This is a genomic window from Streptomyces sp. NRRL WC-3549 (genome assembly GCF_000721935.1).
GTDB lineage: Bacteria > Actinomycetota > Actinomycetes > Streptomycetales > Streptomycetaceae > Streptomyces.
Genome location: NZ_KL585445.1, coordinates 55,025 through 55,350, shown reverse-complemented (window position 1 = coordinate 55,350; position 326 = coordinate 55,025). Strand labels below are relative to the sequence as shown.

General features: G+C 78.5%; 1 pseudogene. It reads right to left on the bottom strand.

From position 1 onward, the window contains the following. Window positions 1-326, bottom strand: a pseudogene (locus IH13_RS0134470) (hypothetical protein); the annotation flags it as partial.

Here is a 326-nt window from a genome sequence, read left to right as displayed (position 1 = left end):
CCCGCCGGACCGGCGGCCGTCAGGTCCGGCACCACCGCCTCACCCGGGGCGTCCGCCCCGTCACCGAGCCGCTCGAACAGCAGCCGCAGCAGCTCCGTGCCGCCGTCGGCCTTGACCTTGGCCTCGAAGGCGTTGCCCCGGACGAGCGCGAACTGCGACTGCCCGAAGGGGGCGGGGGAGCCGAGCGCGGTGGCCAGCACGCCCTTGTCGACCCCGGCGCCGTCGAGCAGGGCGCGCCGTCTGCAGCCCGGGTTGGCGGCGAGCGCGGCCAGCGCCCGCGCGTCCAGCGGATGCGGCGCGACGGACGGGCCGCGCAGCTCAGCGAG